Source organism: Nitrospirota bacterium (assembly GCA_040755395.1).
Lineage (GTDB): Bacteria > Nitrospirota > Nitrospiria > Nitrospirales > Nitrospiraceae > DATLZU01.
On record JBFMAX010000004.1, the window covers coordinates 297,955 to 324,522 of the forward strand.

Consider the following 26,568-nt stretch of genomic DNA (forward strand, 5'->3'; position numbering starts at 1 on the left):
GGGCATGGTAACCACAGGCCGAGGTGAGACGAAGACCGGGAGTGACTTCGAGGGCGTCGGCACGCCGCTCATCGACGTCCGTCACGTTTCTACGCGGTTCGGCGAAGCGGTGGTGCACGAGGACGTGAGCCTCACGGTGTACCGAGGAGAAGTCTTCGCCATCGCGGGGGGCAACGGCAGCGGCAAATCGACCCTGCTGCGCGAGATCATCGGGCTTCTGAAGCCGACTTCCGGGACGATCCGGGTGTTCGGCCGGGAATGCGCCGGTCTCAGCGAAGCCGGCGTCCGAGCCCTGCACCGCCGCTGCGGCGTGATGTTTCAACACGGGGCGTTGTTCAGTTCCCTGACCGTGGCGGAAAACGTCGCGGTCCCGCTGCGGGAGCACACCGGTGTGAGCCCCGGCCTGGTCCGTGACATTGCCATGTTCAAGATCGCGCTGACCGGCCTCCCGCCGTCGGCCGCCGACAAGTACCCCAACGAGCTGAGCGGCGGCATGCGGAAACGGGCGGCGCTGGCCCGCGCGATTGCGCTCGATCCGGAGCTGCTCTTCCTCGACGAACCGACCTCCGGTCTCGATCCGATCAGCGCGGGGGCGTTCGACGACCTGGTCAAGGAGCTCAAGAAACTGCTGGGGTTGACGATCGTGATGGTGACGCACGATCTCGACTCGCTCTGGCGGGTGGCCGATCGGGTGGCAGTCCTGGGGAACGGCAGGGTGCTGGGGATCGGCACGATGGAGGAATTGTCCCGGTCCGCCGATCCGCTGATCCGCGAGTATTTCCACGGCCCGCGAGGGCGGGCGGCGAGGGAACAGCGTGAAAGACGTGAAGCGTGACAACCGCGAGAAAAGCGGGACATGCAGGAAAAGCGCGACTTGCGCTCGTCGCGCGCCTCCCGCGTGAGAGGATACGGAGATGGAACCGAAAGTGAACTACGTCCTGGTCGGAGTCTTCGTCGTGGTGCTGGGTGTCGTTTTGCTCGGTATCGTGCTGTGGCTCGGCAAGGGCGAGTACGGGACCGCGCATGATCGGTACTACGCCTTCATGCGGGAATCGGTCGCCGGTCTGAGCGTGAACTCGCCGGTGAAGTATCGCGGCGTGGAAGTCGGGTACGTGGCCGATATCCGGCTCAATCCCGATAATCCGGAGGAAGTGCGGCTCACGTTGGACATCACCCGCGGTACGCCGATCAAAGAGGATACGGTCGCGGTCCTTCACGTCCAGGGGTTGACCGGCTTTGCCATCGTGGACCTCACCGGCGGGACCCGCGACTCGCCGCCCCTGTCGGCCAAGCCTGGCCAAGAGTATGCGGTGATCAAGACCGGGCCGTCGCTGCTCGCGCGGTTGGACAGCGCGGTGTCGCGGCTGCTGGAAGACCAGTCGCTGTCCCGGCTGTTGGCCAATCTCAACACGCTGGCGCAGGACGCCCGCGGCGTGATCGACGAGGAGAACCGTACGGCGCTGAAGCAGATCCTGTCGGATCTGGCCACGGTCAGCCATACCCTGGCGGCGCGGAGCGAGCGCGTGGATCAAGGGGTGGCACACGCGGCGCAGACGGCGGAGCATCTCGCCAAGCTGAGCCGCACCCTCAACGAACAAGTCCCGTCCCTGCTGGAACGGGTCAATAAAAGCGCCGCGGCCTTGCAGACGATGACGGAAGAGATGGCCCGCGCCGGCAAGGCCGTCGGCGCGGTCGTGAACGAGACCAGGCCGAACGTCGAACAGTTCTCCCGCCAGACCTTGGCCGAGACCGGCCTGTTGATCGCGGAGCTCCGGCAACTGACCGCCACGTTGCAGCGCGTCGCCCGGCAGATCGAGCGGGAACCGAACGCCCTGGTTTTCGGCGGGTCGCCGCAGCCGAGAGGGCCGGGGGAATGAGAGTAACAAGTTCGAAGTTCGAGGTTCGAAGTTCGATGTGGACGGAGCTTCGACCTCGAACCTCGACCTTCGAACCTCGAACGCTGCCTGGTCGAGTGAGGATGCCGAGCATGGTGAGCCGAGGGGTGCAGACAGTCATCGGCGCGCTGGTCGCGACGACGCTCGCGGCCTGTCTCTCGCCGAGATCGGAAAGCGGCCCGATCCACACCTACCTGCTGCGCGCCGAAGAGTTTACGTGGGCCGACAAGGAACCGGTCGGCCGAACCGCCGCCTCGCCGGTGTTGCTGGTCGGCCTGCCACAGGCGGAGGCGGGATTCGACACGCCGCGCATGGCCTATGTGACGCGACCCTATGAAGTGCGGTACTACGCCGTCAACCAGTGGGCCGACACGCCGGCCCGCATGCTGGCCCCGCTGCTGGTGCAGGCGCTCGAGAAGAGCGGAGTCTGGCAAGCCGTGATCCCGATGCCGAGTTCGTTCCGCGGGGACTATCGCCTCGACACGCTGGACGTGGCGCTGGAGCAGCAGTTTCTGGAGACCCCCAGCCGCGTCCGCGTGGCCCTACGCGCGCAGTTGATCGATCTGAAGGAACCGGGCGTGATCGGGACGCGCCGATTTGAAGTGTTCGAGCCCGCGCCCAGCGAGGATGCCTACGGCGGCGCGCTGGGGGCCAACCGGGCGGTGACGAAATTGCTCGACCAGATCGCGCGATGGGCGGTCGCGTGTCTCAGTAAACATCCGGACTGTACACAGTGACGGAGCGCGGACGTGGTGCGTGATGAAAATTCCCCCTCCCCCTCGCCCTCTCCCACAAAGGGGAGAGGGTACACACGTTCTCTCTTCCCCCTTGATGGGGGAGGGACGGGTGGGGGTGTCGCTATTCGCTGCCCGCTTTTGGCTCGTTCCACATCAGCCGCTGATACCGTGCCATGAAATCTTCATTGAGAACGGGCTTGAGTTTCGGGTTGACCTCGGGTGTTATCACGACGCTGGGACTGATGGTCGGCCTTCATTCCGGCACCCATTCGAAGGCTGTGGTCATCGGAGGGATTCTGACCATCGCCGTCGCGGACGCCCTGTCGGACGCCCTGGGCATCCATGTCGCCGAAGAATCGAAAAACAGCGGGACGACGCTGGAAATCTGGGAATCGACGATCGCCACGTTTCTCGCGAAGTTCGTGATCGCGATGACCTTCGCCGTCCCGGTATTCCTGCTTCCTCTCGAGACGGCGGTCGGCGTCAGCGTCGTCTGGGGGTTGACCTTGTTGGCCGCGCTGAGTTTTGTGCTGGCCCGGGCGCAGCAGATCGCGCCGTGGAAAGTCATCGGTGAACATCTGCTCATCGGTGTCTGTGTCGTAGCGATCACCCACTATCTGGGGGATTGGATTCGCGAGGCGCTGGGGTAAGGCGAGGGGCGCGAGGCGAGTGGCGTGAAGGCGTCAATGGTCATTGGTCGATGGCAAGAGGCTTTTCACTGGCCCTTTATCCGGAGCTTATTGACCAATGACCGATGACTGTTGACGATCTTCCTCCGGTTGACGAATGACGTGCTCATCCGGGGTTGATTGCACGGCAAACCATGACGACTCGACCGAACCTGCACGAAGAGGACCCGACGAGGCGCGCCATTCGCATCGCGCTGGCCGTGGGCATCCTCGTCCTCAGCGCCGCGGTTTTCAGCCCGTTTTTCTCCCCTCTCTTGTGGGCGACCGTGCTCTGTTACGCTCTGTATCCTTTGTACAGCCGCCTGGTGCGCGCCACGGGCGGTCGGCAGACGCTCAGCGCGCTGATCATGTGCGTCATCATGACCATCGGCCTCATCGTGCCGTTGGTCTATCTGTCCATTCTCATCGCAGAAGACCTGGCGGATACCTATCGCGCGGTGGTCGCACTGCTCAAAGAAGGGGACCAGCCCTTGATCGAAGGCTGGCGCCGCTATCCCGTCATCGCCGCGATCGTGCAGGAACTGCAGAGACTGGAGCGATTGACGGGAACGGAGCTGCGTTCGAGCCTTGCCGAGAACCTGACCGACTTGGGCCGATTGCTCTTCGGGCAACTGACCCGCATCATGACCAACGTGTTGTACGGGGTGATGCAGTTGAGCATGATTCTGCTCTGCGCGTTCTATTTTTTTCGGGACGGCGAAACCATTGTCGAGTGGATCCAGTGCACCCTGCCGGTACCGGCCGAACGGCAGCGGCTGGTGATCATGCGGTTCGACGAAGTGATCAAGGGCGCGGTGTACGGGAATACGCTCATTGCGTTGCTCGAAGGATCGATCGGAGGCCTGGCGTTTTGGCTTGTGGGACTGCCCTCCGCCGTGCTCTGGGGGGCGGCCATGGCCGTTCTTGCCTATCTGCCGCTGGTGGGAGCCGGGCTGATCTGGGTGCCCGCCGCCCTCTGGCTGCTCCTGCAAGGCGCCTATGTCAAAGTCGGTGTGCTGGTTGCGGCCGGAATTATGATCGCCGTGACGGATTACCTGGTCCGTACGATCGTGGTCGGAAGCCGATCCCGGCTTCACACATTGCTCGTCTTTTTTTCCGTGTTGGGCGGCATTCACATCTTGGGTCTGGTCGGAATCGTGGGCGGGCCCCTGGTCGTCGCGGTGGCCATTACGCTGCTGGAGAGTTATCGGATCGAGAAGTCTCCGGTGGTGACCGCGCCATCCTAGCACCCGCGAGCCTTCGGCCCGCGCTGAACGGCCGGCAGCTTCCCCCTTGCCTCCTCTCCCCCATCCTGGGTGAGAAAGGAGGGTGAGGGGGGCGATTTTCATGCTGCCGGGTGGGCCCGAAGGCCCATCCCGGCTGTTTGCCGAGCGGTGACTTATGAGCCTTCGCAGCGGCGTCGTCCTGGCGGGTGGGATTCTCCGCGTGGCGGTGCGCAAGTTTGCCCAGGTCAACGGGTTGTTTCTCGCGAGCGGGCTGGCCTTCAGCCTGATTCTCTACGCGATCCCGCTGGCGCTCATCATGATTTCTCTTCTCGGATACACGGTGCTGGGGTCCGCGCAGGCGATGAGCGAAGTCGAGTCCGTGATCCGGCGTTTCCTGCCTCGATCCCAGCAGGCATTTGCCGAGAACGTCGCCTCGATCGTGGCCAACCGCGGCCTGCTCGGCGCGGCCGGCTTCGTGTCGTTCCTGGTGTTCAGCACGACCGTATTCGGATCCATTCGATTTGTTCTGAACATCGTGTTCGAGGCCGGTCCGGGCCGGAGTTTTCTTGGGGGCATCGCGCGCGATCTGCTCATGCTGGCGTTCTGCGTCGCGTTGGTCCTAATCGCGATCGTCGCGGGTTGGCTGCTGGATCAGGTCCGCGCCGCCGGCGATCATCTCCCGTGGCTGGCGCCGCTCTGGGAGTTCGTTGTCCGCGCGGTCAGAACGCTGCTCGCACTCGCGTTGGCCGGGGGCTTGATCTACGGCTTGTACCGTTTTTCTCCCGCCAAGACGTTGAGCCCGGACGCGCTCGCCGTCGGATCCCTGGCGGCACTGGCGCTGTTCGAAGTGGCCAGGCGAAGCTTCGCCTGGTACATCGAGTTCGCCCAGTCGAGCATCGCGTTATACGGCGCGCTCAGCGGTCTCGTGTTTCTGTTCTTTTGGCTGTACTATGCCTCGGCGGTCTTTGTCTTGGGTGCGGCGGCGGGCTGGGCGTATGAGCATATGAAGCGCGCCGACTCCGGCTCAATCGCAACGCCGGCGCTCGGCCTCGCTATGATCGCCATCATGCCGCATCTGGGCGATTGGATTCGGAAGGCGTTGCGGTGACTTGCGCGTACGGCCGAAACACTTGGTCAGGGTAGCGAGGAATAACGAGCGGCATCGCGTTACCTGAGCGCCGAACCGACCGAGACACCGCTCGTGGCCTACTTCTCCATGGAAATCGGCTTGGACCCGTCGATTCCGACCTATGCGGGAGGACTCGGAGTGCTGGCGGGCGACACGATCCGCTCGGCCGCCGATCTGGAAGTGCCCATGGTTGCGGTGACCTTGCTGCACCGGCGCGGCTACTTCTACCAGCGGCTGGACCACGCTGGCCGACAGACGGAGGAGCCGGTGCTGTGGCCGATCGATGATTTTCTGGAGCCGGTGGATGGACGAGTTGCGGTGGACATCGAAGGCCGGACCGCGGGAGTCCGCCCTGGCGGTATTCGGTGAAAGGCGTGTCGGGTTTTACCGTCCCGGTGTACCTCTTGGACACGGACGTGGAGGAGAATCAGCCCGGAGACCGCCGCTTGACGGATGTGCTGTACGGCGGAGACGCGTCCTATCGACTCTGCCAGGAAGTGGTGCTGGGGTACGGCGGGCTGAAGATCCTACGCGCATTGGGCTATCGCGAGGTGCCGTGCTATCACCTCAACGAAGGGCATGCCGCGCTGCCGGTTCTGGCCCTGCTGGAGGAGAAACTGGCCGCGCGGGGCGGGACCGGGCCGGTCTCCGCCGAGATGGTCGAGGCCGTGCGCGAGCAATGCGTCTTCACCACCCACACGCCCGTGCCGGCCGGCCACGACCAGTTCCCGGCCGACCTCGCCCGCCGCATACTCGGCGAGCGCCGGTGCGGATGGTTGCAGGCCTGCGGGACCGGACGGGCGCTGAACATGACCGAGTTGGCGTTGCGCGGTTCCCGGTACATCAACGGCGTCGCCATGAAGCACGGCGAGGTGTCCCAATCCATGTTTCCGGGCTATCCGATTCACTCGATCACCAACGGGGTCCACGCCGTGACCTGGGCCGCCCCGGCATTCCACGCGCTGTACGATCGCCGCCTGCCGGACTGGCGGCGCGATCCGTTGTCGCTGCGGTACGCCTTGGGCATTCCCGGCGCGGAGATCTGGGCGGCGCATGCGGAGGCCAAGCGCGCGCTGGTGGAGTTTATCAATCGCGAGACGAACGCGGGATTCGATCGCGACGTGCTGACCCTGGGATTCGCCAGACGCGCCACGCTCTACAAGCGGGGCACGCTGGTTTTTCATGACATGGAGCGCTTGAAGCAGATCGCCCGGCAAGTGGGGCCGTTCCAGCTCGTCTTCGCCGGCAAGGCCCATCCGCGGGACCAGGACGGGAAGGACACGATCCGGCGGATCCACGAGGCGCGAGACGCGCTCAAAGGCGCCGTCGCGGTCGCCTACCTCAACAATTACGACATGGCGTTGGCGAAGCTCGTCTGTGCCGGCGTCGACGTGTGGCTCAATACCCCCCCTGCCGCCCCTGGAAGCCTCCGGGACCAGCGGGATGAAGGCGGCGATCAACGGAGTTCCGAGCCTCAGCGTACTGGACGGCTGGTGGCTCGAAGGCCATGTCGAGGGAGTCACCGGCTGGTCGATCGGGGAGCGCATCGACGCCTGTCTGGAACCGGCACCAGGGATGGATGCCTGCCATGCGGCGGCGCTGTATGACAAGCTCGCGAACCAGGTCCTGCCCTGCTTTTATAAGGACCGTGAGCGCTTCATTGGGATCTGCGGCACTGCATCGCCTTGAACGGCGCCTTCTTCAACACGCATCGCATGGTGGCCCAGTATCTGCACAACGCTTACTGGCTGGTGGGGCGCTTCGCCCGAGGGTTGTGATGCCTTTTTTCTCGTCACTCAGGCGCCACGGTTACGTGATCCTTGATCGTTTCATACGCGGCCTCGGAGAGAATCCCTTTCCCCACAAGGTCGTCTCTGGTCCGATAAGGACGACCTCCGATGATCGACCTGGCGGTTGTGTCGTCGACTCCGGGCAGCGTTGTGAGCTGATCGAGGGACGCGGTGTTGAGATCGAGTAAACGGCCTTCGTCCGGACGGTCCCGCGGAGGCCGGTCCAAGCGTTCGACCGCAATATCGGGCGGTCGTTGCACCTGGGGCGGAAACGTCGATCCGGTCCCGGCGGACGCCGTTTGGTCGAGACGAGGAAACAGGAAGGTCGGCCCCGGCGAGAGGAACATGAAGCCGAACGCTACGATGAGTGGGACGATTCTGGTGGTGCTGGTACGGTGAGTCACGGAGCTGTCTCCTTGTGAAAGTCCGCTTACGTCTCTATCTTAAATTGTTAGACGATAGCCGTGTCGAACTGTTTCCACGAAGATGGTCTGATGCTTCGGTGACGCGGTGTTTCGGGCTGTGTTAGGCTATGTCCGCGTCAACGGCCTGGAACGGAGCCTGTCTCGTTTCGCTCCGGCCAGACCACTATTTTTTGTCTTAGCCCGAACGGGGTTGAGCCCGGCTATGCCGTCACATCGGGCGCGGAACGGCCGGAACGTGTGTCCTCGTCGGCGGTGAAAGGAGTGCCCTCCATGAACGTATCGGTCGGGAAAGTCGTGTCGGTCGAATATACCCTGCGGATCGATGAGGAAGACATCGTCGACACGAATGTCGGCGCCGATCCCTTGATCTATCAGCACGGGGCGCAGGAAATTCTGCCCGGCTTGGAGAAGGGGCTGGAAGGCATGGCGGTCGGCGAGAGCAAGCGGATCGAGGTGAGTCCCGCCGAGGGCTACGGCGACGTGCATCCTGAAGGGTTCTTCGAGATCGCCAAAGATCGGATTGCGCCGGACGCCTTGCGCGTCGGGGCGAAGCTCCAGGGTGAAGCGCCGGATGGGACGCCGGTGTTCCCGCGCGTGGCCGAGATCCGGGAGGAGACGGTCGTGTTGGACTTAAATCATCCGCTGGCCGGCAAGACCCTCTACTTCGATGTGAAGGTGCTGGATATCAAGCAGTCCTCATGAGCCTGCGGCCCGACCCGTTGCAACGCAAAGGGGGAAGGGTGAGGCACGGATCGCCAACCGTCAAACGTTTCCCGTTCTCCGTTACTCGTTCCCCGATTGACGGTTGTCGATTGACGAATGACGTTTGACGAATGACGAGTCGCGCCGGGACCCATTGCATCCGGGAGCAATGGGTGCCCGCCAGTGGCGCTCGTTTCGCGACCATCCGAGTGGCGCTGATGGCTGTTGGCTGAAAGCGATTATGAAGGCGTCGGATCTGCTCGTGCGCTGTCTGGAACATGAAGGGGTGGATTTTGTCTTCGGGGTGCCCGGCGAAGAGAACCTCGACGTCATGGACTCGCTGTTGGGCTCGCCCATCCGCTTCATCGTCACGCGCCACGAGCAGGGCGCGGCGTTCATGGCCGACGTGCATGGGCGACTGACGGGCCGGGCCGGGGTGTGTCTCTCCACGCTGGGGCCGGGCGCGACCAATCTCCTGACCGGCGTGGCCGACGCCTATCTGGACGGCGCGCCGCTCGTGGCGATCACGGGGCAGGCGTCGCTGGACCGCATGCACAAAGAATCGCATCAATTCATCGATGTCCTGTCCATGTTCAGGCCGGTGACCAAATGGAACGCCGAGCTGTTCACCCCCCAGATCATTCCGGAAACGGTGCGCAAAGCCTTCAAGGTCGCACAAACCGAAAAGCCGGGGGCCACGCATCTGGAGTTGCCCGAGGACGTCGCCGCTCAACAGGTCGCCGACTTGTCCTATCACAGCCCGTTGCGCGTCCAATTCCCGTTCTTGCCGGAGCCGCTGACCGCGCAGGTGAACCGGGCGGCGGAGGTGATCGCCAAAGCCCGCCGGCCGATCATCCTCGCGGGCAACGGGGTGGTGCGCGGCCGCGCGCATGAGGCGCTGCGCCGGTTGGCCCGCCAGTGCCATATTCCCGTCGCCCACACCTTCATGGGCAAGGGGGTCATGCCGGACAGCGATCCGCTGTCCCTGTACACGATCGGCCTGCAAATGCAGGACTATTCGGCGGCGGTCTTCGCCGACAGCGACGTGGTGATCGCGGTCGGCTACGACCTGGTCGAATACGCCCCCTGCTTCTGGAATCCGAACCGGGACAAGCACATCGTCCATGTGGATGTGACGCCCGCCGAAGTGGATGCGCATTACATCGTCGATGTCGGCGTGCTGGGCGATCTCTCGCTGTCGCTCGACCAGATCGGGGACCAGCTCACGTCCTTCGAGCCGCAGTGGGCCAAAGCCACGCGGGAACGGATTCAGGCGGCCTTCGATGCGGAATGGGCGGCTCCGCCCTTGTGGCCCATGCGGCCGCAGCACATCGTGCGCGAACTGCGCGCGGCGCTCGGATCGGACGCCCTGGTGGTCTGCGATGTCGGCGCCCACAAGCTCTGGATGGCTAGAATGTTCCCCTGCGAGGTGCCGAATACCTGCCTCATCTCCAATGGGTTCGCTTCCATGGGCATTGCGTTGCCCGGCGCCATTGCGGCCAAGCTGCTGTTCCCGCAGCGACAGGTAGTGGCCGTCACCGGCGACGCCGGGTTCCTGATGAACTCGCAGGAAATGGAGACCGCCGTGCGGCTCCGTCTGCCGCTCGTCGTCCTGATCTGGCGGGACGACGGGTACGGCGTCATCCGCTGGAAGCAGCAACTCAAGTTCGGGCGGACGTCCGGGGTCGAGTTCGGCAATCCAAACTTCGTCGCCTATGCTGAGAGCTTCGGCGCGGTCGGTTATCGAGTCGAGGGACCGACGGAGTTGGGCGCCGTCCTCAAGGAAGCCCTCGCCTGCGGCAAACCGGCGGTGATCGATTGTCCGGTGGATTACTCGGAGAACCTCAGGTTGGCGGAGCGGCTCAAACAGGAATTCTGAGTTCTGAATTCTGAATGATGAGTTGGATGAAGGGCGAGACTCACCATTCATCATTCAGAATTCCTCATTCATCATTTCACCCGGAGGGCGATATGGAGGTCCGTAGCAAGGTCTACACGTACCGCACGACGGTCAAATGGACCGAGAAGAAGATGGGCGTGATGGCATCGCCCGGAAAACCGGAGATCCAGGTCGCGACGCCTCCGGAGTTCAAGGGACACGAAGGGATGTGGTCGCCGGAAGATCTCTTTGTCGCCTCGATCAATAGCTGTGTGATGAGCACCTTCCTCGCGTTCGCCGAGCGGGCCGGCCTGGCGTTCACGGCTTATGAGAGCGACGCCGAAGGGCGCGTCGAATTGACGGGCGGCAAGCTTCAAGTGACGGCGGTGGTCTTGAAGCCCAGAGTGACGCTGGCGCCGGGCGTTGATTCCGCCAAGGCCCAAGAGATCCTCGCCAAGGCCGAAGCCAACTGTCTGATCTCCAATTCGGTCAAGACAAACATCACGATGGAGGCGACGATCGTGTGAAGAGAGAGAACCACAAACTCCTCGCGCGATTTCCTGGAAACCCCGACAGCCGTTACGCGCGTTCTCTTTTCTTTCCTTCTCACCAGACTTCCGAGGGCGAACGATGGAGTTCCGCCACCCTCGGAAAGACCAGCGCGGCAAAGTCGGCATACCGCATCCGGACCGCTTCGCAGTGATTGCCGGCTTGAAAGAAGATGTGCTCGTCTTCGGCCAGCGATCGATCCACATACACGTCCAGTCCGTAGAGATTCCCGAACGGCGGCATGGCGCCCAGTTCGCAGTCGGGGAAGAGGTCCTTGAGTTCATCCTCGGTCGCCAACCGAACATGGTGGGTCGGAAACAGGTCTCGGAGCCGATGGAGATCCAGATTCCAACTCGCGGGCAACACGGTCATGACGAACCGCCCGTCCACTCTCACGATCACGACCTTGGCCATCTCCTTCTCGGGGGCATGGAGCGAGTGGGCGATGGCGAGGGCCCGGAAGGCCTCCGGGTGCCGCAAAACATCGTAGTGGACGTGTTCGCGATCAAGATACTCTTGGAGTTTGCGTGTGATGGCCATAGCGTACCTCCTGCGCGGAGAATGTTGGTCTGAGACCGGTCACGGCATCATTGTTCCACGCCTCAGCCTATTCCCTTTCCTTCTCTTGTTCAATGCCCAGAAAAGCTGCGGCTGTCGGGCTTTTTGTCCGTAAACCGGAAACCGCGACCCGTTGACTGTTAACCGTTGGTCGGAAAACGGGGAACGGAAAACGTATAACGGATAACGGATAACGGATAACGGCGGCGCTCGCTTGTCTCGGCCGGTGAAGCCTGCTATTCTCCCGCTGCTTTTTTGTGTTCCGTTCCCAGGGTTTGCTGTAGCCGAGAACCAGCATGCGGACCCCGCGCACGCTTCACCTGCGCATTCGTGTTGTGCCTCGTGCCGATCTTCGTCCAGATCCTATTCCCGCGACACATCCTCCGCGCTTAGCGTTCGCCTTCGCTTGCACGAGTTTCTCGCCGCGCAATATCCCCCGCAGGTATCCGTAAATGCCCCCCAGGAGATCCTTCCCTTAAAAAGGGGAAAGGGAGTGAGGGGTAAAGCTGACAGCTCTTCGCTGCTCGCCGTTGGCTGTTTTGACAGCAGAGGACCCGAGCGTTGAGTCGCGCAGCATCGATATCCGTGACGAGCAGTCGGTGGTCGGAACTGTCCCTTCCTTTCCTCCTGCTGTCATCCTTCGCGATCGGGGTGGGCATCGCGCTGTTTTCGCTGGCCTTCTTGCGGGCTTCCGTGGTTCGTGAACGAGGCGAGGATCTGGCCAGGACGGCGGTCGGGGCGGCGGATACCATCGACCGGATTCTGTTTCGGCGGGTCGTGGATATCCGGACGTTTGCTGAGAGTCATCATGATCGCGACCTGGGATGAGCGGGAAGTAAACCAGCCCGCATTCTTCAGTGGGCCGTGAAAAGGCGCTGTGTGGCTTGCAGGTGCGAATCCTGACCGGGGCGTTATCGGGACACCCCAGCAGCTACCAAGGTGGCCGGAAGGGGAACCGACTGGTCGAGGCTCTTGGAACACCGGCCCACTTGAGGTGGGTCTGCAAACGGTCGGGCCGGGACCCATTGCTCTGGGACTGCAATGGGTCCCGGTGTGAAGCCTGAACAGGCCTCGAAAGTGATGCTGCGATGGCCGACCGGCCTGAATAACCGGGAAGGCCGCTGGAGCCTGTGCGAGTACACGACCGACGACCACAGACTTCCTCGCCGGGGCCAGGGGCGCAGCGCACCGGCACAGCACAGAGCGCAACACGGGAGCTCCCGCGCGGCGAAGCGTTGCGAGTCACGCCCGTCGCGCCAGTCGAGTGACGAATGACGAGTCAGAATTCCTTGCGCATTCTTTTGATAGAAGATAACCGGTGCGACGCTCGGTTGTTGAAGGAACATCTGGCTGAGGCCGGCGCGTCCCGGGTTCAGGTGACGCAGGTTGACCGGCTCGCGACAGCCATCGAACTGGTGGCTGGCCAGAAGCCGGATGTCGTGCTGCTGGATCTCTCGCTCCCGGACAGCCATGGCCTCGAGACGCTGACCCGCATGCATGCGGCCGCGAACGGCGTGCCCATCGTCGTCCTGACCAGCGTCGAGGATGAAGCGCTGGGACTCCGGTTGATCCAGGCCGGAGCGCAGGACTACCTGGTCAAGGGCCAGGTGACCGGCGCTCTCCTGACCCGAGCTCTGCGCTACGCCGTCGAACGAAAACGCATGGAGGCGGCGTTGAAACAGTCCGAGCGAACCCTGCGCGCGCAAGCCCGGTTGCTCCGTTCCATTTTGTGCAGCATGGGGGAAGGCGTCGTGGTCGTTGACGAAGCGGGCATACCCGTGATGTTCAACCCGGCGGCCGAGCGGATATTGGTTATTCCGCCGGCGGGAGTCTCATCAGCAGAGTGGATACAGCGGATGGACGCGTTGTGCCCTGACATGGCTTCGCCGTCTCGGAGTGCGGACTTACCGCTCCTGCAAGTCTTCCGGGGAGACGAGGTCAATAACGTGGAGCTGTTTATCCGCCGAACGGGGAGCGCCCGAGGCTCCTGGCTGACCGTGAGCACGAGGAGGTTACAGGGTGACGATAGGACCGCGCGTGGAAGTGTCGTGGTGTTTCACGACATCACCCATCACAAGCTCGTGGAGGCGGAGTTGCGCGACTCCGAGCATCGGCTCCGAAGTTTGATCGAGAGCGCTCAGGACATCATTTTCACCATCTTCAAAGACGCCATCATCACCTCACTGAACCCTGCTTTTGAGCGGCTGACGGGCTGGTCCTGCGGCCAGTGGATGGGAAAACCCTTCGGCGACCTCCTTCATCCGGACGATCTGCTGTTCACGGCGGACCTCGTGGCACATACGGTGACGGAGCGCGAGGTACTCACAACGGCCTTGCATATGCGCAGGAAGGAAGGCGGCTATTTGACGGTGGAAACGACCCTTGTTCCCCATGTGAACGGCGGGCGGGTGGTCGGTGTGATGGGCATTGCACGCGATGTCTCGGAGCGGAAGCGGGCAGAAGAGGCGCTCCGCGACCATGCAGAACGATTGCGTTCGATCGTGGAGTCCACGAAAGATGCGATTGTGTCGCTGGACCACGAGGGCAAGGTGTCGTTCTGGAACAAGGGAGCCGAGGACATGTTCGGCTATTCCATGCAGGAAATCGTCGGGCGTCCCGTGACCCGCATCATCCCTGAGCGCTTCAGAGAGGCCCATGAACTGGGGATCAAGCGAGCCGTGGCAGCGGGGCGATTGACGGTGACGGGAAACATGTTCGAGCTCTTCGGATTAAGAAAGGATGGTACCGAGTTTCCTTTGGAGCTCACCCTTGCCGCCTGGCATGCTAAATCCGGTCTGTTCTTCACCGGGATTCTTCGGGACATCACGGAGCGGAAGCGGGCCGAGGCGGAGCGGGAGAAGCTGCTGAACGATCGGCTGCTGCTGTTGGAATCCACCGGCGAGGGCATCTATGGGCTGGACCTGCAAGGCCGATGCACCTTCATCAACAAGGCCGGGGCGAAAATGCTGGGGTATCAGCCCGAAGAATTGGTGGGAAAGAACATGCACGCGCTCATTCATCACCATCAGGTATGGTGATCCTGCAGCCGGCCGACCGAGGCACGGCGGCCGGGATCTTTCTCCCGCTGACCTATATCGTGGCCCGCGACGCCGAGGCCACCGTGATCGTCTACCCATCGGACCATTTCGTGTATCCGGAACAGCGGTTCCTCGACTCGGTCCGGCGGGCCGTCTTGACCGCCGACTGGCTTCCTGATCGACTCGTGTTGCTCGGGGTGACTCCGGATCGCCTTGAATTGAACTATGGGTGGATCCTGCCCGGCGAACAGCTCGATTGCTCGTCGAATTATCGGGTCCAGGCGGTACGGGCTTTTTCCGAGCGACCGACGCCGGCTGAAGCTGATGCGGCGCTCGCTGCGGGCGCGCTGTGGAATGCGTCGGTGTTCGCCGCCAACGCGCAGACTCTCTGGGACTTGGGTTGCCGGTGTTTCCCCGACTTGATGCCGTTGTTCGAGCGCTTGCACCTGGCAATCGGCACGCCGCACGAAGCCAGAGTGCTTGATCTCATTTATCACCAGATGCCGAGTGACAATTTTTCATCCGGTTTGCTCCAACGGATTCCAGAACAGACCGCGGTCATCGAGATGAAAGAAGTGCTCTGGAGCGATTGGGGGAGGCCCGAACGGATTGCCGATTCGCTGCGACGGATCGGCCGCCAGCCCGCGTTTCCGTTGGCCTGTCTCGACAGGCCGTTCGCGCCGACCGGATTGACGGCCAGCGAAGGGCGCGCGATGGCGGGCCTGTAACAGGGACGGACATCGTGCCATGCGAAGGGACCCGACAATCGAACTCAGGAAAAACCGACCTACGGCTTCTGACCAGCGGCTCCCGTCTGGAAGCGGAAGCCTTCTGGACACGGTTTGCACCCTCACCGCAGCGGTCGAGTCGTATTCCGGAGGCCGGGGAGGATATTGCCCATGGACGGCGAGTTCAGCGAGTCCACTCTGACCAGGAAAGCGGGCGTCGGCACGACGCTTGGGTCGGCGTGATCGTCCTCTCGCCTTCACTGCGCGTGCTCTATGCCAGCCGGGCGGCCATGGCATGGCTAAGGCCAACCGCTCTCAAAACGGACGTGGGAGAGCAGGACCCCCTGTCGGGCAGTCTGCCCCACGGCGTGACCAATGTCGCGAGGAAAATTGTGGAGGAATTGGGCCGGCGTGTGGCGTCCCAGAACTGGACGCCGTTCGAAGTCCGGTGCCAAATCGACGAGCAGCAAGAACCGGTGTGGCTGCGTGGACTGGGGTTGCCGAACCCACAAGGGCTTCAACGGTCGCGGATCGTGCTGACGATGCAGGAGCTTGGGCCGGGTCAGGGGGCAGTGCCCAAAATTAGGAATTCTGAATTACGAATTGATGAATGATCGAAGCCATCCAGAATGCTCTATTCACAGAATTCATCGTTGCACCACCTCTCGCCCCGACTCTCGCGCCCCAAGATTCCGACCTCCTGCCTCTAGCAGGATGTTGAAAAAGTCCGCCAGCTTTGTTCTCGCATCGCTCAGAGGCTCAACGTACCGCGAAGAGTACGCCTCGCCTCTTCGCTCGCTGCGGCCGCGCTGGACGGCCTTTTTGAACATCCTGCCGGCTATTCTGATCCTGTTTGTCATCTGCCGAGGTCCTGCGGTTCGATGGCGCCGAAATAGTTTTTCAACAACCTGCTAGCCTCGGGCCGCTAGCCTCGCGCCTACTTTCGCAGGATCTCGCGCGCGGCATTATAGCCGGCGGCTCCCATCACGCCGCCGCCCGGATGGGCGGCTGCTCCGCACAGATACAATCCGGCTATCGGCGTTCGATAATCCGCATAGCCGGGCACGGGCCGAAAACAAAACAACTGATTCAGCGTCATCGCTCCTTGAAAGATATTACCTCCGGTCAGGCCGAACGTTCGCTCGAGGTCCAGGGGCGTCAAGACCTGCCGGGCGACGATCGATGCGGTGAAGTTCGGCGCATATTCCGTCAACAGATCCACACAGCGATCCGCAAAGCTCTCCCGCATGTGATCCCACGTCGCCGCACGCAGGCTGTACGGCGCATACTGGACGAACATCGACATCAGGTGGAAGTTCGGCGGGGCGACGGAGGGATCGACCACCGAGGGGATGGTGCACTCGAGAATCGGGCGGTCCGAGGGGCGGCCGTACTTGGCATCATCGTAGGCCCGCTCGATGTAATCGAGATCGGGGCAAATATGAATCGTTCCTCGATGCTGGGGGCCAGGCTTCGTGCCGGGACAGGCAAGGAAGCTCGGGAGTTCGGACAAGGCCAGATTGATTTTGAGCGACGCGCTGCGGTAGTCGATCCGCCGCACCGCCTGCAGGAAATCCTCCGGCAGACACTTGGGATCAAGCAAACGGGTGAACGTCACATGCGCATCGGCGTTACTGACGACCACCGGCGCCTTGAACTCGTCCCCGTTGGTCAGCGCGACACCGGCGACTTTCCCGTTCTTGACCAGGATGTGGCTGACCTCAGCCTCGCAGCGAATGGTGACCGACAGGTCACGAGCCGCCCGTGCCAACGCTTGGGTCAATCCTCCCATCCCGCCTTGAACGTAGCCCCAGATTCCTCGTTTCCCGTTGGTTGCTCCCATCACGTGGTGAAACAGGACATAGGCGGTCCCAGGCGTCGAGGGCGAGGCCATGGCGCCGATGACGGCATCGGTCGCCAGCGTCGCCTTGAGCTCCTCCGACTCGAACCAACGATCGAGGATCGGCCGGGCCGCTCCGGTCAGGAGTTCAACCAAGTCGCCGAGCCGAGCGCCGGCCCGCGTCAGCGCGCGAGCAAGTTTGAGCATGGTCCAGAGGTCTCGATGCCCGGGGCGACGGAGATTCGGCGGAGTCATGGTCAGCAGCGGCTCAAGGCTTTCCGCGAGCCCTTCGAGCCAGTCCTGGTATCGGGCGTAGTTGTCCGCGTCGCGGACGCTGAACTTGGCAATCTCCCGGCAGTTCAAATCGTGGTCGACTCCCAGCAGGAGAAAGCGCCCGTTGGGAAACGGAGTGAAGGAAGAGGGAATGCGCTCCAGAATCCTCAAGCCATAGGCGTCCAGACGGAAGTCGCGGACGATCTCCGGGCGAAACAGGCTGACGACATAGGCGGCGGTCGAAACCTTGAAGCCGGGAAACACTTCTTCGGTCACGCAGGCTCCGCCCACAATGTGCCGCCGTTCGAGCACCAGCACCTTCCAGCCGGCGCGGGCCAGATAGCAGGCGGCCACCAATCCGTTGTGCCCGGCCCCGATAATGATGGCGTCGTAGTCACTCCCCATTCACCCCTCGGCGAGCATCTTGAACAGTTGATTGAAGTCGGCCTTCGCGATTTCGACGAACACCCCTTTCGTTCCGCCCACGCACACCGCCATATCGCCCCCTCCGTAGGCCCAGAACTTGGGAGGCAGCCAACTCATGTTCGTATACATGTGTGAATAGGCTTTGGCCAAGGTATTGAACATGATGCTGACCGTGCCGCAGAACTGAGCCGTCATGCCTGCTTGATCCTGCGGCATGTGCACTGATGACTTGTAGTCCACCAGCTCACCGGTGGGCGTGAATTCACCTGCCGCCACCACTCCTTTGACCTGCATGAGTTGATCGAGTGTTGCCATGGCACACCTCTCTTGCTGCACATCGCATTTGTCCGATCCGTTGAGACCAGTGCATACTTCGGCCCTAAAGATTCAGCATCTGTCAAAATCATACTCTCGGCCCTTGACCGCTTCTACCGGCCTCTTCTCTCCCGATCGCCGGGGAGGGTAACCTGGCGATGAGACCCACGAGGAAGCCGGAGCCGGAGCATGACCAAGAGGAACAGCAATCAAGTCGAGATTCGTCTGCCGTCTGAGCACGACATGCCTGATTTGCTCGCCTTGGAGCAGGAATGTTTTGACACGGAATACTACCGCCCGCATCGATTCAACCGGTCGCAGTTCGCGTCTTTCCTTCGAAACCCGCGGGCGATCGTCTTCGTGGCCGTCCGGCATGGTCTCCTGCTCGGCTACGTCGCCGGCTCCTGCGGTGGAGGTGCTCGGCGGGGGGCCGCGCGGATCGAAAGCCTGGCCGTTACTCCGGCGATGCGGAACCAAGGGATCGGAGGGCTCTTGGTACGGCGATTTACCGAAGAGGCTAAACGCCGCGGTGCCAAGCGCCTGACGATCGAGGTCGCCACGGCGAACACCGGCGCCGTTCGCTTCTTCACGAACCGAGGCTTCGATCCGGTGAGACGCCTTCCTGCGTATTACGGCAACCGGTACGACGGCCTCCGCATGCGACGGGAACTGGGATGAAAATGGGCTAGAGGCATGAGGCTAGAGGCTAGGAGTTGAACTCCTTGCCCCTTGCCTCGTGCCGCTCGCTCAGCCGTGCTTTTCATCAGGGGTCGCCGAAGGGAAGATCGTCTTCACGTTCCTGCGGTGTGGCATCCCGCACCAGTGAACACGCCTCTCAGTGGGGTCTTTCTCCCCCGTTCGCTTCGTTCTTCTTGAGCCCAGGTTCCTCGTAAGCCTCGAATCTCAAGCGTTTCTCCGGGCCTTCTGCCCGGAGCTATGCGTGGCACGCTCATCGCAAACCTTTCCAATCCTGGGAGAGCGACAAGGGAAAGGATGGAGAAGAAAAAACAGGACAAATATGGATGTCGATCCACAAGGATATGGACGCCCTCGCGGACGCCGTCGCACAGAACGAAACGCCACGGCAACTTCTTCAGCGCCTGTCGAGCATGACGGCCCGCTGCACGACGTGTCACGATCTGTATCGGTTCGCGGTGGTGAAATAGTCATCAGCCGTCAGCCTGAAGGTTCGATCGTAGCGTCAAGAGAGGACAAGTCTGGATCAGGATGAATCCATTTCCAGTAAGGTGACTCATACTGACCGAGAGGGGAAACTTTTCGCCGGTCGTTCTTGCTGAGATTTTCATTCAGGGCTGAAAGCTGACCGCTGATACCTGACGGCTTGAATCAAGGGGGTGCGGCCATGACGTGCAACGTCGGTGGAGTCGAACGGCCGATTCGCATCGTGTTGGGAGTGCTGCTGCTCGCTGTCGGCGCTCTGTCGGACCTGCCGCCGGTCGATGCCGGGATCATGGCGGCCGTCGGGATCGTAGCGCTCGTCACGGGCGCGATCGGCTTCTGCCCGGCCTGGAGACTGTTCGGCATCAACACCTGTGCGGCAAAGCCGCTTGCCCGTTCATGATGTTCATCATGCGTGGGTGAGCCATCGCTCATGGGGACTGTGATGTCTTTGGTCGAATGACGGTTAACGTTTGGCGCTTGACGCTTGTGGTTGACGATTGACTTGAACTGACGCAGGAGGAACCAATGGCACGAGTGGCGATCATCGGCGCATCGATCGGCGGATTGCCGGCGGCTTATGAGGCGCGGGCGATGCTGGACAAGAAGCACAAGGTCACAGTCGTCTCGAATGTGGACTACTTTCATTTTGTGCCGTCCAATCCCTGGGTGGCGGTCGGGTGGAGAAAACGGAAGGACATCAGCTTCCCGCTCGGCCCGGTGCTGGAGAAAAAAGGGATCGAGTTCATCCATGCCGCGGCGGAGCGGATCGAGCCCGAACAGAACCGGGTCGTCACGGCCAAAGGCGAGGTGCCGTACGACTACCTGATCATTGCTACCGGGCCGAAACTGAACTTTCCTGCGGTGCCGGGGCTGGGGCCGAGCGGCTACACTCAGTCGGTCTGCACCGTGGACCACGCGGAGCAGGCCTGGGGCGCGTACCAGGCGTTTCTCAAAGATCCGGGGCCGATCGTGGTGGGCGCGGCGCAGGGCGCGTCCTGCTTCGGACCGGCCTACGAAATGGCGTTCATCCTGGATGCGGACCTGCGCAAGAAGAAACTCCGCCGGAAGGTGCCGATCTATTTCGTCACGGCCGAGCCCTACATCGGGCACATGGGGCTGGCCGGCGTGGGTAAGTCCCGGCGTTTGATGGAAGACGAGTTCGCGGAGCACTCGATCAAGGCCATCCCGAACGTCGCGATCAAGGAAGTCCAGCCGGGAAAGTTGCTGCTGGAGGACGGCCAGGAAATTCCCTTCCGCTATTCGATGTTCATCCCGCCGTTCGCTGGCGTGGACGCGGTGGCGGGCACACCCGGGTTGTGCAACCCGAAAGGCTTCGTCAACATCGACGCCTACCAGGCCAATCCCAAATACAAGAATATCTACGCGGTCGGCGTGTGTGTGGCGATCCCGCCGGTCGAGCAGACCCCGGTCCCGACCGGCGCGCCCAAGACCGGCTACATGATCGAGTCGATGGTTTCGGCGGCCGTGCACAACATCAAGGCGGACATCGAGAACAACCCCAAGCGCGAGACGGCGACCTGGAACGCGATCTGTCTGGCCGACATGGGCGACACGGGCGTGGCGTTCGTGGCCTTGCCGCAGATGGCGCCGCGCGACGTCACCTGGGCGAAGAAGGGCAAATGGGTGCATCTCGCCAAGGTCGCCCTGGAAAAATATTTCCTCCACAAGATGAAAAAGGGCGTGAGCGAGCCCTACTACGAGAAAGCGATCCTGAAGGCCGTCGGCATTGCCAAGTTGCACCAACAGGCGTGAGCGGACAGGCCGATTCCCAGCGAGAAAATCTCCAACGGAGGCATTCCTATGAGAAGAAATTGGACAGCCAACTCTTTTATCGTTGCCGCCACATTGCTCGCTGTCGTCGGCTGCACCGGATTTCACACGGGCAAACTGGACGCCCCGCTGAAAGCGAAAGCGATGCTGGCTGGGCCTGGAATTACCGGCGAGGCGCACCTCTCTGAAGAGTACGAAGGCCGGGTGCGGATCAGGCTCAAAATCGAGGGGACGGCGGACAGCAAGCTCACTCCGGGACGGCATGCAATCCATGTTCACGAGACGGGGAACTGCGAGCCGTTTGCGGCGGCCAAGGGACACTATGACGGCAACGTGGATCCACAGGTCAATCCCGAGGCGAACGTGAGTCCGGGCCTGGGGGATCATCCCTATCACTTGGGCGACCTGCCCAACCTTGTGGTCAATGAAGACCGGAAAGGCTCGCTCTACACGATCACGAGCCGTGTCACGCTTTCGCCGGGCCTGACCACGCTGTTCGACCAAGACGGGAGCGCATTCATCATCCATGAGCAGGAGGACAAGTATCTCCCGGATCCTCCGAACAAAGATGCACCCGGGGGAGCCCGGATCGCGTGCGGCGTGATCATCAGGGAGTAAGGCAAGGCGCGGCGGAGGAGCGTCGCGTGAAGATGCGCCGGACTGGCCGCAGTGGCTGAACGGCGGGAACGTCAACCATCATTCAAATCCATCAAGGAGGGAGCCATGGCGAATGTCGCTGTAGGAGTACCGGTCGGGGGACTGAAAACCGTCGGGCAGATCGTGCCCACGAATGAGCTGAAGTTTTACGCCAAGCAGGACGGATTGGCGGTCGCGGTCGAGCTGCTCTCCACGCACACACCGGGGGCGCCGGTCGTAGACGAGAAAAACCGTTTCATCGGATTCATCAGCGAGTTCGACGTCCTTCGCGCGCTCGAGGCTGGAAAGGATCTGAACCAATGCACCGCCGACCAGATCATGGCCAAGGATCGGATTGCGATCAAAGATACGACGACCATCCAAGAGGCGGTGAAAATCATGGAAGAAAAGCGTCTCCTGAACCTGCCGGTGGAGAAGAACGGCGAAGTGGCCTATACGGTCACCAGGCATGATCTCCTGCGCGCCTGGATCGGGCTTGGTCTCGGGATGGGCTTGGAAGCGTAGCATCCTTTCCCGACATGCGATCCCTCTATCGAGGGATGCTTCAGGTAGAGGATCCGGCTCCACGGCGGATCGCTCTCTATGATCTGGCAAGCGGCTCTCACGGTGGCGGCAGGCGTCCCCATCGGCCTGCAGCTCGGAGCCACGGGGACAGGCGGAGCACTCCTGGCGGTGCCGATGATGGTCTACATCGCCGGCATCCCGGTGCAGCAGGCGGCCGGCATGTCGTTGGTAATCGTCGCCGCCTCGGCGCTGCTGGGTGTGTGGGAATACGGCAGGATCGGGCAGATCAAGGCCAAAGCGGCTCTGGCTTTCAGTTGGACCGGCATGATCGGCTCGTGGGCCGGCGCGTACGCCCATAAGCTGGTTCGGGGCGAAGTCCTGCTGATCGGGTTCGGCGTCATGCTCCTGGTCGCGCGGGCTCTCATGGTGCAGTACGGCGGTCTCGGTTCGTTGCCGGAAGGGGAGAAACCGTGCGCCGCGGCCTTTCCCCGGACGTGCTGGGTGAAAGTCGCGGCCATCGGGTTCGCGGTGGGCGCGGTGAACGGATTTTTCGGCGTCGGGGGCGGCTTCATGATCGTGCCGACCTTGGTGCTCGTGCTGGGATTTGCCCCAAGGATGGCGGTGGGGACTTCCCTGACGATCATTGCGCTGATCTCGATCGGCGGCATCCTGGGCCATCTGCAGTTCGGCGCGCTCGATCCGAGGTCGACCGCCTTGGTGATCACGGGCAGCGCGGCTGGCATCCTGCTCGGCGCGCGGCTCGGCCAACCGGTGTCGCCCAAAGCGATGAGCGCGACCGCCGCGACGATCACGGTCGGTCTCGCGCTCTGGTTGATCACGGTCAACACGATCAAACTTTTGAGCGCCTCGCTTTGAGGGAGTCAGTATGAAGCTCACCGTGACCTATCAGGGCGGCACGCGATTCAACTTGACCAGCGGCCGTCATAGTGTGGTCACCGACCAGCCTGTTGAAGACGGCGGAGAGGACGCCGGGATGAGCCCGGTCGAACTGTTCGTCGGCTCGCTCGCCGGTTGCGTCGGCTACTTCGTCGCCCGGTTCTGCGCGAGACATCGCATTCCCGCCGACGGGCTCACGATCGACGCCGAATGGTCCATGGCCGAACAACCTCACCGCGTCGGCGCCGTGGCGCTCCATCTCCGGCTCCCTGCGGAAGTGACGGCCGAGCAGCGAGAGCGGCTGCTCAAGGTCGCGCACGGCTGCACGGTCCATCAATCGCTGGCCGTTCCGCCGACGGTGGAAATCGCGCTCGAGACGGAGCAGCGCCAATCGGTCACATGACGCGAGTTCGGTCGATAGACAGCACCGCCCGGGATCCTTCTTGGCCAAGGCAGCGAGCCGTTGTTTATGTACTGGCCCTTGCGGCCTTTGCGGGCTGCTCCGGAGCCTTCGAGGCAAGGTCGCCGTGGCGGCGTTCATCAATAATAGCCAACCTCGCCCGGATCTGCCCGGGAAAGAACAGGATTGGCCGAAGGGCGACAAGCCCGAGGATGCGCCGTATTGGGCGCGTGATGCGTATCTCGTGAAGCGTCGCTCGCGAGATACGAGATACGAACGACAAGGGACGGAGGGTTCAGGAATGGCGACCTTTATTATTGCCGGCAGTCGAGGCACGGACGATCCGACGATGGCCACGCTCCCCTTCATGGCGGCCAAGACGGCCAAAGAACAAGGCCATGATGTCATCCTATGGCTGTGGAATGAAGCGGTCACACTAGCGCGGAAAGGAACCGCGGACCACGTGACGGGCGTGAACCTGACGCCTTTGAAAGAACTCTTGGCCGCGGCTCAAGCGGCGAGTATCCCGATTTGGGTCTGCGGCGCCTGTGCCGTCGCGCGACAAATCGGCTCAGGCGATCTCGTTGCGGGTGCCACGATTAAGGCCATGCCGGACTACATCAAGGCCGTGGCCGAATGTGACCGCACCGTGGCGTTCTGATCCCCGTAGAAAATAGCCCATAGCGAACAGCGAATGGCGAACGAGCAGCAGCGAGCGGCGAATGGCTCAGAGCTATTTGCTGCTCGCTGTCCTGCGAATGCCCCCTCACCCTCCCCTCCCCCAGGATGGTGGAGGATAAAGGTGAGGGGGCTCGGATAGGGCATTGTCGGGGCCCCGTTGCCCCAGGTACCCGTTGCTCTTCTCGTTGCAACGGGTGCAAGCAACGGGTCAAACAGGGGGAGTCGAAGGCTCATGACAACTATTTTCCAAGCAAAGGAAGGGACAATGGACATGCGAAGGAGCCGAGTTCACACGATCGTGTCGTTGCTCGGGTTCATCGCCGCGGCGCCGCTGTCGGCGGCCGAGCGGAACATGCTGCAACCGAGAGTGCCGTCCGACAAGTTGGCGGAAGCGCGGGCGCTGACGAATCCGCTGCCGGATGCGCCGGATGTGGTCGAGAAGGGCAAGGCGCTCTACCACGGGAAAGGGACCTGCTTCAATTGTCACGGCGCGAGCGGTCGGGGCGACGGCATCGTGGCAATGGGCCTGGAGCCTTCGCCGCGGAACTTTCACCATCACGGATTCTGGCGACATCGGACGGAAGGCGAGGTGTTCTGGGTGATCAAACACGGCTCACCCGGCACGGCGATGATCGGGTTCGGCAACGTGCTGACGGACGAGGAGATCTGGGCGATCATCCGGTACGAGCGGAGCTTCGCCGGCGACCACGTACCAGGGGAGCACATGGGCCCGCGTCGCGGCATGGGGCCGCGCAGTGGGATGGGCGACAGGGGGTCCCGCGAACGCGAGTGCTGCGCAGAATCCCCGGAAGGCCGATAACGACATTCGCACGATAACCGACCTTGTCGGCTTTCGCTGGCTTGTCTTGCCTGCCGATGTCGCCTTTTGCAACAGAGCAGGAAGCGGGCCGGGGCTGGAATGCCTCAACCCGCGTCCTTCGCCATCCCAGCCCGCTGGCTCATCTGAACGAAGAGCTTGAGAAATCAGCGCAAGTCGCCGCCAGGTTGCGCCGCAGGCTGTGGCATGCCCTCTGCTTTGACTCTCCGTGGACCGTCCGGCGCTCTTCAAACGTTCATTGCAACAAGGAGGTGCGGTTATGGAAACTCGCGATAGCGGAATGTCCGGGATGACTGTCTTGTTCGCGTTCGTGAGCGGGGCTCTGCTCGGGACGATGGCAGGCCTGCTCCTGGCACCGAAATCCGGGGAAGAGACGCGCAGGGAATTGCGGGGCTATGCCAGAAAAGCCGAAGAAGAGATTTTGGAGGAGGCCAGAGAAGCCAGGGCCGCGCTGGATGAGGCGATCGAACGGGGCAAGCAATTCCTGCAGGAGGAAAAGGAAGTCCTGACTGGAGCGTTCGAAGCCGGGAAGGAAGCGTTCAGGAAAGAAATCGGCAGGTAGGGCTCTGAGCGACGACGGCGGGAAGTTGATAGGGAGGCATGAAAAGGAGAGAACAATGGGAGGAAGACGATTCGAGAGTCTTTCGAACAGGATCACGAGCGGCTCGATGCGCTGTTCACATCGTTTCAGAAGCTGAAGCGGAGCGACTATTCGAAGGCCAAGGAGGCCTTCAAGCAATTCAAGTTCGGTCTGCAACGCCACATCGTCTGGGAGGAAGACCTACTGTTCCCGATCTGGGAGCAGAAGACCGGCCTCGCCGAAGGCGGACCCACGCAGGTGATGCGCATGGAGCACCGGCAGGTCGGGGAGCTGTTGGAGGCCATTCACGAGAAAGTGAAGGAGCGGAATCCGGAAAGCGACCAGGAGGAAGAGCGGCTGCTGGCGGTCCTCGCTTCACACAACGTGAAAGAGGAGCGGATTCTCTATCCGGCGATCGACAAGGTTCTGGAGGACAGCGAGCGGGCCTCCCTCTTCAAGGCCATGAAGGAGATGCCGAGTGAACGATACGAGGTCTGCTGCGGGCACGGCTGATCTGCCGTCTGTCGTTTGCGTGACACGCAGGAAACGCTCGAAAGGCGCGACGCTCACGGTCCTGGATCACCGGTCACCCGGGGCGCCTCCTGATAGCGGGGCTCCTCCGGAGCCGGCGCCGATGAATCCGCGCGGTGGTCCGGCCGAGATGTGACATCTGCCGGGATTCCGTCTCGCATCGGGGGGGATATCTCTGGGGGAATGGGGCGAACCGGGTGACGGGCCCGTTGCCCGAACCACACGAGGGCGACCAGCACCAGGCTCCCTCCGACCAAGAGGAGGCTGCTCCGCCGGGTCGTGCGCGCCCCGTCCTCGTACATCGCACCGGCCACCTGGGCCACGACTTC

The 26,568-nt window shown here is 62.4% G+C and carries 32 protein-coding genes; 27 read left to right on the top strand and 5 right to left on the bottom strand.

Features of this window, described 5'->3' with window-relative positions; translation table 11 throughout:
* Positions 1 to 4: 4 nt before the first annotated feature.
* From AB1555_09440 to glgP, 8 genes are all read left to right on the top strand, one after another.
* Positions 5 to 835 carry an ATP-binding cassette domain-containing protein gene (locus AB1555_09440; protein MEW6246919.1) on the top strand — a complete coding sequence of 277 codons (831 nt, stop codon included), beginning with the start codon at positions 5 to 7 and terminating at the stop codon, positions 833 to 835.
* 79 nt (positions 836 to 914) lie between these two features.
* Positions 915 to 1,877, top strand: coding sequence for an MlaD family protein (locus AB1555_09445; GenBank protein ID MEW6246920.1), 963 nt, complete (start codon positions 915 to 917; stop codon positions 1,875 to 1,877).
* Between the two features lie 110 nt (positions 1,878 to 1,987).
* Positions 1,988 to 2,632 (top strand): ABC-type transport auxiliary lipoprotein family protein, encoded by a 645-nt coding sequence (locus tag AB1555_09450; protein MEW6246921.1) that lies wholly within the window; start codon positions 1,988 to 1,990, stop codon positions 2,630 to 2,632.
* 173 nt (positions 2,633 to 2,805) lie between these two features.
* The gene (locus AB1555_09455; protein ID MEW6246922.1) at positions 2,806 to 3,282 is read left to right on the top strand and encodes a hypothetical protein; all 477 of its coding nucleotides are present in this window, start codon (positions 2,806 to 2,808) and stop codon (positions 3,280 to 3,282) included.
* 173 nt (positions 3,283 to 3,455) lie between these two features.
* A complete protein-coding gene (locus tag AB1555_09460) occupies positions 3,456 to 4,547 on the top strand; it encodes an AI-2E family transporter (protein MEW6246923.1) in 1,092 nt (363 codons plus the stop codon).
* 154 nt (positions 4,548 to 4,701) lie between these two features.
* Positions 4,702 to 5,634, top strand: a complete 933-nt coding sequence (locus AB1555_09465; protein MEW6246924.1) for a YihY/virulence factor BrkB family protein — start codon at positions 4,702 to 4,704, stop codon at positions 5,632 to 5,634.
* Positions 5,635 to 5,727: 93 nt separating this feature from the next.
* On the top strand, positions 5,728 to 6,024 hold the full coding sequence (locus AB1555_09470; protein MEW6246925.1) for a hypothetical protein: 297 nt from the start codon (positions 5,728 to 5,730) through the stop codon (positions 6,022 to 6,024).
* Positions 6,021 to 7,262, top strand: a complete 1,242-nt coding sequence (gene glgP, locus AB1555_09475; GenBank protein MEW6246926.1) for an alpha-glucan family phosphorylase — start codon at positions 6,021 to 6,023, stop codon at positions 7,260 to 7,262. Before AB1555_09470 ends, glgP begins: the two co-directional genes overlap by 4 nt.
* A gap of 185 nt (positions 7,263 to 7,447) precedes the next feature.
* Here glgP and AB1555_09480 read toward each other — a convergent pair whose 3' ends face one another.
* The gene (locus AB1555_09480) at positions 7,448 to 7,849 is read right to left on the bottom strand and encodes a helix-hairpin-helix domain-containing protein (GenBank protein ID MEW6246927.1); all 402 of its coding nucleotides are present in this window, start codon (positions 7,847 to 7,849) and stop codon (positions 7,448 to 7,450) included.
* A 291-nt stretch (positions 7,850 to 8,140) separates the two neighbouring features.
* On the opposite strand from AB1555_09480, the gene AB1555_09485 reads away from it, so the two are divergent.
* The 3 genes from AB1555_09485 to AB1555_09495 all read left to right on the top strand — a co-directional run bounded on the left by AB1555_09485 (position 8,141) and on the right by AB1555_09495 (position 10,978).
* Positions 8,141 to 8,572 (top strand): FKBP-type peptidyl-prolyl cis-trans isomerase, encoded by a 432-nt coding sequence (locus tag AB1555_09485; protein MEW6246928.1) that lies wholly within the window; start codon positions 8,141 to 8,143, stop codon positions 8,570 to 8,572.
* Between the two features lie 241 nt (positions 8,573 to 8,813).
* A complete protein-coding gene (locus AB1555_09490; protein MEW6246929.1) occupies positions 8,814 to 10,451 on the top strand; it encodes an acetolactate synthase large subunit in 1,638 nt (545 codons plus the stop codon).
* Positions 10,452 to 10,543: 92 nt separating this feature from the next.
* On the top strand, positions 10,544 to 10,978 hold the full coding sequence (locus AB1555_09495) for an OsmC family protein (GenBank protein ID MEW6246930.1): 435 nt from the start codon (positions 10,544 to 10,546) through the stop codon (positions 10,976 to 10,978).
* 79 nt (positions 10,979 to 11,057) lie between these two features.
* Here the strand turns inward: AB1555_09495 and AB1555_09500 are convergent, their stop codons facing one another.
* The gene (locus AB1555_09500) at positions 11,058 to 11,540 is read right to left on the bottom strand and encodes a YbaK/EbsC family protein (GenBank protein ID MEW6246931.1); all 483 of its coding nucleotides are present in this window, start codon (positions 11,538 to 11,540) and stop codon (positions 11,058 to 11,060) included.
* Positions 11,541 to 12,143: 603 nt separating this feature from the next.
* On the opposite strand from AB1555_09500, the gene AB1555_09505 reads away from it, so the two are divergent.
* From AB1555_09505 to AB1555_09520, 4 genes are all read left to right on the top strand, one after another.
* The gene (locus AB1555_09505) at positions 12,144 to 12,386 is read left to right on the top strand and encodes a hypothetical protein (GenBank protein MEW6246932.1); all 243 of its coding nucleotides are present in this window, start codon (positions 12,144 to 12,146) and stop codon (positions 12,384 to 12,386) included.
* Between the two features lie 443 nt (positions 12,387 to 12,829).
* Positions 12,830 to 14,596 carry a PAS domain S-box protein gene (locus AB1555_09510; protein ID MEW6246933.1) on the top strand — a complete coding sequence of 589 codons (1,767 nt, stop codon included), beginning with the start codon at positions 12,830 to 12,832 and terminating at the stop codon, positions 14,594 to 14,596.
* Complete coding sequence (locus AB1555_09515) at positions 14,590 to 15,324, top strand: sugar phosphate nucleotidyltransferase (protein MEW6246934.1); 735 nt, start codon at positions 14,590 to 14,592, stop codon at positions 15,322 to 15,324. Before AB1555_09510 ends, AB1555_09515 begins: the two co-directional genes overlap by 7 nt.
* Before the next feature lie 239 nt (positions 15,325 to 15,563).
* Complete coding sequence (locus tag AB1555_09520) at positions 15,564 to 15,938, top strand: hypothetical protein (protein MEW6246935.1); 375 nt, start codon at positions 15,564 to 15,566, stop codon at positions 15,936 to 15,938.
* A 323-nt stretch (positions 15,939 to 16,261) separates the two neighbouring features.
* On the opposite strand, the gene AB1555_09525 is transcribed toward AB1555_09520, so the two are convergent.
* The gene (locus tag AB1555_09525) at positions 16,262 to 17,842 is read right to left on the bottom strand and encodes an NAD(P)/FAD-dependent oxidoreductase (protein MEW6246936.1); all 1,581 of its coding nucleotides are present in this window, start codon (positions 17,840 to 17,842) and stop codon (positions 16,262 to 16,264) included.
* A complete protein-coding gene (locus AB1555_09530; GenBank protein ID MEW6246937.1) occupies positions 17,843 to 18,178 on the bottom strand; it encodes a DUF2173 family protein in 336 nt (111 codons plus the stop codon).
* A 189-nt stretch (positions 18,179 to 18,367) separates the two neighbouring features.
* On the opposite strand from AB1555_09530, the gene AB1555_09535 reads away from it, so the two are divergent.
* The 12 genes from AB1555_09535 (at position 18,368) to AB1555_09590 (ending at position 26,221) form a co-directional block, all read left to right on the top strand.
* Positions 18,368 to 18,856 (top strand): GNAT family N-acetyltransferase, encoded by a 489-nt coding sequence (locus AB1555_09535; protein ID MEW6246938.1) that lies wholly within the window; start codon positions 18,368 to 18,370, stop codon positions 18,854 to 18,856.
* A 344-nt stretch (positions 18,857 to 19,200) separates the two neighbouring features.
* Positions 19,201 to 19,344, top strand: a complete 144-nt coding sequence (locus tag AB1555_09540; protein ID MEW6246939.1) for a hypothetical protein — start codon at positions 19,201 to 19,203, stop codon at positions 19,342 to 19,344.
* A 197-nt stretch (positions 19,345 to 19,541) separates the two neighbouring features.
* Positions 19,542 to 19,760 (top strand): DUF2892 domain-containing protein, encoded by a 219-nt coding sequence (locus AB1555_09545; GenBank protein ID MEW6246940.1) that lies wholly within the window; start codon positions 19,542 to 19,544, stop codon positions 19,758 to 19,760.
* Positions 19,761 to 19,885: 125 nt separating this feature from the next.
* A complete protein-coding gene (locus AB1555_09550) occupies positions 19,886 to 21,133 on the top strand; it encodes an FAD-dependent oxidoreductase (protein ID MEW6246941.1) in 1,248 nt (415 codons plus the stop codon).
* 48 nt (positions 21,134 to 21,181) lie between these two features.
* On the top strand, positions 21,182 to 21,769 hold the full coding sequence (locus AB1555_09555) for a superoxide dismutase family protein (GenBank protein ID MEW6246942.1): 588 nt from the start codon (positions 21,182 to 21,184) through the stop codon (positions 21,767 to 21,769).
* Between the two features lie 105 nt (positions 21,770 to 21,874).
* A complete protein-coding gene (locus AB1555_09560) occupies positions 21,875 to 22,312 on the top strand; it encodes a CBS domain-containing protein (GenBank protein MEW6246943.1) in 438 nt (145 codons plus the stop codon).
* 78 nt (positions 22,313 to 22,390) lie between these two features.
* Positions 22,391 to 23,188 carry a sulfite exporter TauE/SafE family protein gene (locus AB1555_09565; protein ID MEW6246944.1) on the top strand — a complete coding sequence of 266 codons (798 nt, stop codon included), beginning with the start codon at positions 22,391 to 22,393 and terminating at the stop codon, positions 23,186 to 23,188.
* A 10-nt stretch (positions 23,189 to 23,198) separates the two neighbouring features.
* Positions 23,199 to 23,612: an OsmC family protein gene (locus tag AB1555_09570; protein ID MEW6246945.1), complete on the top strand. Its 414-nt coding sequence runs from the start codon at positions 23,199 to 23,201 to the stop codon at positions 23,610 to 23,612.
* Between the two features lie 298 nt (positions 23,613 to 23,910).
* On the top strand, positions 23,911 to 24,270 hold the full coding sequence (locus tag AB1555_09575) for a DsrE family protein (protein ID MEW6246946.1): 360 nt from the start codon (positions 23,911 to 23,913) through the stop codon (positions 24,268 to 24,270).
* A gap of 285 nt (positions 24,271 to 24,555) precedes the next feature.
* Positions 24,556 to 25,110 (top strand): c-type cytochrome, encoded by a 555-nt coding sequence (locus tag AB1555_09580; GenBank protein MEW6246947.1) that lies wholly within the window; start codon positions 24,556 to 24,558, stop codon positions 25,108 to 25,110.
* Between the two features lie 277 nt (positions 25,111 to 25,387).
* Positions 25,388 to 25,690 (top strand): YtxH domain-containing protein, encoded by a 303-nt coding sequence (locus AB1555_09585; GenBank protein ID MEW6246948.1) that lies wholly within the window; start codon positions 25,388 to 25,390, stop codon positions 25,688 to 25,690.
* A 69-nt stretch (positions 25,691 to 25,759) separates the two neighbouring features.
* Positions 25,760 to 26,221: a hemerythrin domain-containing protein gene (locus AB1555_09590; GenBank protein ID MEW6246949.1), complete on the top strand. Its 462-nt coding sequence runs from the start codon at positions 25,760 to 25,762 to the stop codon at positions 26,219 to 26,221.
* A gap of 53 nt (positions 26,222 to 26,274) precedes the next feature.
* On the opposite strand, the gene AB1555_09595 is transcribed toward AB1555_09590, so the two are convergent.
* Positions 26,275 to 26,568: hypothetical protein (locus AB1555_09595; protein MEW6246950.1), on the bottom strand; the 294-nt coding region annotated here is incomplete at its 5' end.